This is a genomic window from Acidimicrobiales bacterium, from assembly GCA_035540975.1.
GTDB lineage: Bacteria > Actinomycetota > Acidimicrobiia > Acidimicrobiales.
Genome location: DATLFN010000133.1, coordinates 1 through 5481, shown reverse-complemented (window position 1 = coordinate 5481; position 5481 = coordinate 1). Strand labels below are relative to the sequence as shown.

At 76.3% G+C, this 5481-nt stretch carries 6 protein-coding genes; 4 read left to right on the top strand and 2 right to left on the bottom strand.

Annotated features, from left to right (window positions below; all coding sequences use genetic code 11):
* The first annotated feature begins 164 nt into the window (after positions 1–164).
* The 4 genes from VM242_13160 to VM242_13145 are packed head-to-tail and all read left to right on the top strand — an operon-like array spanning position 165 to position 2753.
* Positions 165–845 carry a prolyl oligopeptidase family serine peptidase gene (locus VM242_13160; protein ID HVM06112.1) on the top strand — a complete coding sequence of 227 codons (681 nt, stop codon included), beginning with the start codon at positions 165–167 and terminating at the stop codon, positions 843–845.
* A complete protein-coding gene (locus VM242_13155) occupies positions 842–1420 on the top strand; it encodes a zinc ribbon domain-containing protein (protein HVM06111.1) in 579 nt (192 codons plus the stop codon). The genes VM242_13160 and VM242_13155 overlap by 4 nt, the downstream gene beginning before the upstream one ends.
* A 27-nt stretch (positions 1421–1447) precedes the next feature.
* Entirely contained in the window at positions 1448–2143 is a 696-nt protein-coding gene (locus VM242_13150; protein HVM06110.1) for a hypothetical protein, read from the top strand.
* A 10-nt stretch (positions 2144–2153) separates the two neighbouring features.
* A complete protein-coding gene (locus VM242_13145) occupies positions 2154–2753 on the top strand; it encodes an alpha/beta family hydrolase (GenBank protein HVM06109.1) in 600 nt (199 codons plus the stop codon).
* Here VM242_13145 and VM242_13140 read toward each other — a convergent pair.
* Together VM242_13140 and VM242_13135 are read right to left on the bottom strand one after the other, a co-directional pair.
* Positions 2716–4230, bottom strand: coding sequence for an MFS transporter (locus VM242_13140; GenBank protein HVM06108.1), 1515 nt, complete (start codon positions 4228–4230; stop codon positions 2716–2718). The two genes, VM242_13145 and VM242_13140, sit on opposite strands and share 38 nt — an antisense overlap.
* Positions 4227–5375 (bottom strand): M20 family metallopeptidase, encoded by a 1149-nt coding sequence (locus VM242_13135; protein ID HVM06107.1) that lies wholly within the window; start codon positions 5373–5375, stop codon positions 4227–4229. The genes VM242_13140 and VM242_13135 overlap by 4 nt, the downstream gene beginning before the upstream one ends.
* Positions 5376–5481: the final 106 nt, after the last annotated feature.

Here is a 5481-nt window from a genome sequence, read left to right as displayed (position 1 = left end):
GGATGCTCCATCAGGACCGTCGAGGTCTCCTCCGCGGTCATAACCGACCTATCTACCCCGATCGCCGCCGGAACAACGCCGGCAGATCGCGGCCCGGCGCGCGGTGCTCGTTATGATCCGCGGGCTCTCGGGTCGAACGGGGCGCCAACGGGAGGGAGATGGGGATGCACCGTCGGATCGGCATGCTGTGGCTGGTCGTGGCCGCTGTGCTGTCCGGGGCCTGCGGCGGCGATGACGGCCCGACCCAGACCGGAGGGGCGCCCGAGCCGCCGATCCGGCTGGGGGCCATCTTCAACATGACGGGCCCCAACGCCACGCTGGGCCAGGAGGAGCTGGCCGGCGCCGAGGCGGCCGTCGCCAACGGGTGGGGCGACGCCCGCCGCCTGGTCGCCATGGGGGCGTCGGCGGGCGGCATGACCGCCCTGCTGCTCCTGGCCCGCCGGCCCCACCTGTGGGCGGCCGGCATCGCCGCCTACCCCGTCGTGGACCTCGAGGGCCTGGCCGCGGCCACCCACCGGTTCGAGGCGCACTACACCGTCGGGCTCGTCGGCCCCCTCCCCGAGACCGCCGCCCTGCACCGCGCCCGGTCGCCGACGGCCGTCGCCCACCACATCTCGGCGCCGCTGCTCCTGCTCCACGGCAGCGACGACGAGGTGGTTCCGGCCGCGCAGTCGCGGGACCTGGCCAGCGTCCTGCGGGCGCGCGGCGCGGCCGTCGAGCACCACGAGTACGAGGGCGAGGGCCACGGCTGGAGGTCCCCCGCCACCGTGGCCGACGAGCTCGACCGGACGGATTCGTTCCTTTCGCGCCACGTGCCGCCCCGACCTGCTGATATGGGGCGATGACCACCAACTTCTGCCCCGGCTGCGGCGCGGAGTACGAGCCCGACGTCGCCGTGTGCACCGAGTGCGGCGTGCTGCTCGACACCGACGGGGCCCTCGTCTACGAGATGGACGGCTGGGAGCAGGGCGAGCGCGACGCCCTGTCGGCGTTGCTCTCCGACGAGGACATCGCGCACCGCTGGGACGGCGACGACCTCTTCGTCCCGGAGGAGGCGGAGGCGCGGGTGGACGGCCTCCTCGACCGGGTCGAGTTCCCCGACGCCCTCGAGGCGGTGGGCGCCGAGGCGGACGACGAGGTGGACGACGAGGCGGTGTACGCCGTGATGTCCGACCTGTTCGTCGCCGCCGACCGGCTGGCCAGGGAGCGCGTGGTGGACGTCGAGATGGCGGGAGAGCTGGCCACGGCGTCGGCCGCCGCGTCCAACGCGCCGCCGCCCTACGGCGTGGAGCCGGCCACGTGGAAGCAGGTCCAGCAGATGGCCGAGGGGATCGTCGCCTCGCTGGAGGCGGAGGCCGACGACGACGTCGTCAACCGCGAGGCCACCGCCCTGCGGGACCTGCTGCGCCGCTACGTGTAGCCGACCGGGCGCCAGTACGGTTCGACGGTGGTCCTGGCCGAGATCGAGGTTCGGCACTCACGCGCCATCGCGCCGACCCGCCGTGTGGCGCTGGGCGATCTCTACCTGCCGACGGACCCGCCCAACTACGGCGGGCTGCTCCTCGCCGCCATCCTGGGCGCCTGGGCCGCCACGCTGCCCGACGACGTCCGCGACGGGGTGGACCGGCTGCTGTGGGAGCTGGAGTACGGCGGTCGGGTCGCCCAGCCCCGCCTCCGCCACCGGTTCCAGACCGACGTGGTGGGCCTCGACCGCAGCCACCACCGCCTGGTCGACGAGGACGGCGAGCCGGTGCTCCGCCTGGACGACCACGGCGCCCCGCTGCCCCAGATCCTGGCCGCCGTCTACGCGGCGGCCCGGCTGGAGTCGAGGGCCCGGCCGGCGGTGTTCCGGCTCCTGCGGCGGGCCACCCGCTGGGAGGGCGGCCCGGACCCCAAGCTCCTCCAGTACCTGTCCAGCGACGAGGCCGCCTTCCGCCGTCCGCAGGCCAAGGGGGACGAGAAGTGGGCGCTCCAGGTCCTCGGCTTCTCCAACCGCAGCGAGCCGCCCCGCAGCGACATCCTGCGGAGGTTCCGGACGCTGGTCCGCGACGCCCACCCCGACCACGGCGCCGAGATGGCGGGCGCCGGGGAGCGCATCACCGACCTGGCCGAGGCCAAGCGCATCCTCCTCACCGAAGGGTGACACGGCGCCGGTGACCGCCGCGCCCACCGCCGCCCTCCTGCTCACGCCGGGGGCCTCGGCCTCGCGCGACCAGCCCGCCCTGGTGGCCATCGACGATGCGGTGGCCGCCGCCGGCGTGGCCGTGGAGCGCATGGACTTCCCGTACAAGAAGGCCGGCCGCCGGGCCCCCGACCGCCCGCCCGTGCTCGTGTCGGCGGTGGTCGAGGGTGCCGCCGCCCTGGCCGCTTCCGCCGGCGTGGCGCCCGGGCGCATCGCCCTCGGCGGCCGGTCCATGGGAGGGCGGATCTGCTCCATGGCGGCCGCCGACGGCCTGCCCTGCCTCGCCCTGGTGCTCGTGTCCTACCCGCTGCACCCACCGGGGCGGCCCGACAAGCTGCGGGTCGACCACTTCCCCCGGCTCGACGTCCCCTGCCTGTTCGTCTCGGGCACCCGCGACGCGTTCGCCGGGCGCGACGAGCTGGAGGAGCACACGGCCGCCATACCCGGGGGGGCGACGCACGTGTGGCTGGAGGGCGGCGACCACGGGCTGCGGGGCCGCGACGCCGCCGTGGCCGAGGCGGTCGCCGCCTGGCTCACGCCGGTGGTCCGGGCGGGGCGTCCTCGGGGTTGAGGTCCTCCAGCTCGGTGTGGGCCGTCTCCGGGTAGGCGAGCAACACGAGGAGGGCGAGGGCGGCGGGACCGAGGGCGAGGAGGGCGAGGGCGGGCCCCAGCCGGCCGAACGAGTCGGCGAGCAGCCCGGCCCCGACCAGCCCGACCACGCTGCCGGCCCGGCCCAGCACGGCGATGATGCCGTTGGCCCGTCCCCGCAGCGACGTCGGGAACAGCTCGGGCCCGTAGACGCCGAGGGCGGGGATGGTGGCGCCGCCCACGATCGAGCCGATGGTCGACCACGCCCACATGCCCCAGCCCGACGTCTGGTACATGAGGACGGTGGCCCCCACGCCGGCCAGCAGGGCGACGGCCCCGACCGTCCGCCGGCCCCGCTCGGCCAGTCGGCCGCCGACCACCACGCCGATGCCCCCGGGCGTGGCCGTGAGGATGGTGAAGAGGGAGATCTGGGCGCCGCTGAAGCCCCGCTCGGTGCGCAGGTACTCGTTGCCGAACTGCGACGCCGGCGCGAAGAACAGGTTGAACAGGAAGGCCGACACCGCCAGCAGCCAGAAGCGCCGGCCGTGCCCGGCCATCCCGGCCCGCTCGTGGGGCGCCTGGAAGCGCCGGCTCTCCGACAGCCGGGCACCCACGGCGCGCACGGCCGGCAGCCCGAGCAGGCCGAAGGCGAACAGGAGGCGCCACCCGCCGGCCAGGTCGGCGAGGCGGAGCAGGAACACGCACAGGCCGGCCCCCAGGGCGGCGGTCATGGCGAGCAGGCTCACCGCGTAGGCGCGCGACCCCTTGGGCATCTCCTCGGCGGCGGCCACCGTGAGGACGATCACGGCGGCCGTGACGAACCCCCGGGTCACCACCTGGCTGGCGGCCAGGAAGGCGAGCGACGGCGCCAGGGCGGCGGTGGCGGTGAGGATGCAGCCGGCGGTGCTGGACAGGAGGAGGACCCGGCGGCGGCCCCGCCGGTCGGCCATGGCGACCAGCACGAGGGCAACGGCGACGTCGGCCCGCACCGCCGCCAGGGCAACGCCCTGGGCGCCCTTGCCGGCGCCGAACTCGTCTGCCGCGAACGTGATCGTCTGGGTGAGGACGGTGCCGAGGTAGCCGACGACGACGGACAGGGCGCACAGGGCGGCCAGCATCTGGGCGGCGCGCGGGTCGAGGCGGTCGGGCGGCGCCCACCAGGGGACGCCGTGCCCGGGCGCCAACCGGGACAGCTCCCGCCGGACCGGCCAGCGGAACAGCGGCCCGAAGAACGGCAGGTCGAGCCGGTACTCGACGGTCTGGCGGACCCGGTGGCGGCCGCCGCCCAGCGCCTCGGTGGTGACCGTCCGCCGGTAGTCGGCGACCGGCCCGCCGGCCGCCTCGAAGACGCCGTCGCCGGCCGCCTGCTCCAGCACCACCCGCCGCCGCGGCTCGAGGGCGGCCGCCAGCCCGGCGTCGTCGACGACGGCCTCCGTGGTCGCCGTGCGCGGCGCGCTCACCCCGTGAAGGTGGCGAACAGCTCGGCGTAGACGGCGGCGGCGTCGACCAGCTGGTCGACGGCCACCCACTCGTCGTTCGTGTGCGCCTGGGCGATCTCCCCCGGCCCGCACACCACGGCGGGGATGCCCGCCTGGTTGCGGACGAACCGGGCGTCGGTGGTGAAGCGCATGCCGATCACCGGGGCATGGCGCCCGAGCACGGCGGCGAACGCCGACTGCACCTGCGCCACGAACGGGTGGTCCCGGTCCAGCTCCGAGGCCTCGCCGACGACGTCCGGTTCGAGGTCGTAGCGGAGGTCGGGGTCGCCGATGGCGTCGATGCGGGCCCGCAGCTCGGCCTCCGCCGACTCCCTCGTGGCGCCCGGCAGCAGGCGGCGGTCGGCGACGACGGTGCAGCGCTCGGCCACCGTGTTGTGGCCCGTGCCGCCCTCGATGACGCCGATGTTGCAGGTGGGCCGCCCGAGCAGCTCGTGGTCCTCGTCCCCGAAGTCGGCGCCGTGGAGGGCGAGGACGACCTTGGCGGCCTTCTCCACGGCCGACACGCCCTCGCTGGGCTGGCTGCCGTGGGCGGGCCGGCCGTGCACGGTGATGGTGGCGGTGAACAGGCCCCGCTCGGCCACGCACACGGCCAGGCCGGTGGGCTCGGGCACCAGGCAGGCGTCGCCGCGGACCCGTCCCGCGGCGACGAGGGCGCCCGTCCCCCTGGCCCCGCCCCGCTCCTCGTCGGCGACGAGGTGGAACGCCACGTCGCAGGCGGGCGGGCGACCGGCCCGGCGCAGGGCGGCCAGGGCCTCGACGGCGGCGGCGATGCCGCCCTTCATGTCCGCCGTGCCCCGCCCGTAGAGGCGGCCGCCGTCGAGCTCGCCGGCGAAGGGGTCGCGCGTCCAGCCCGCCCGGTGGACGGGGACCACGTCGAGGTGGCCGTTCACGATCAGCACGGGCCCGTCGCCGGGGCCGACGGTGGCCAGCAGGGAGGCCCGGCCCGGCTCCGGCTCGAACTCCTCGAAGCGGGCGCCCAGCGGCGCGAGCATCTGGCGGCAGGCGCCGATGGCGTCCCGCTCGCGCCCGGGCGGGTTCTGGGTGTCCACCGCGACCAGGGCGCGGGCCCGCTCGACCAGGGCGTCGGCGTCCACGGCGCTGCGCACCGGCGTGAGCATACGGTTTCGCCTCCGGGCCGAGGTGGCCGGGCGGCCCCGCCGTGCCGGCGCGGCGGGTTGTCGGGTATGGCGGGGTCCGGATGGGCCGGGGGCG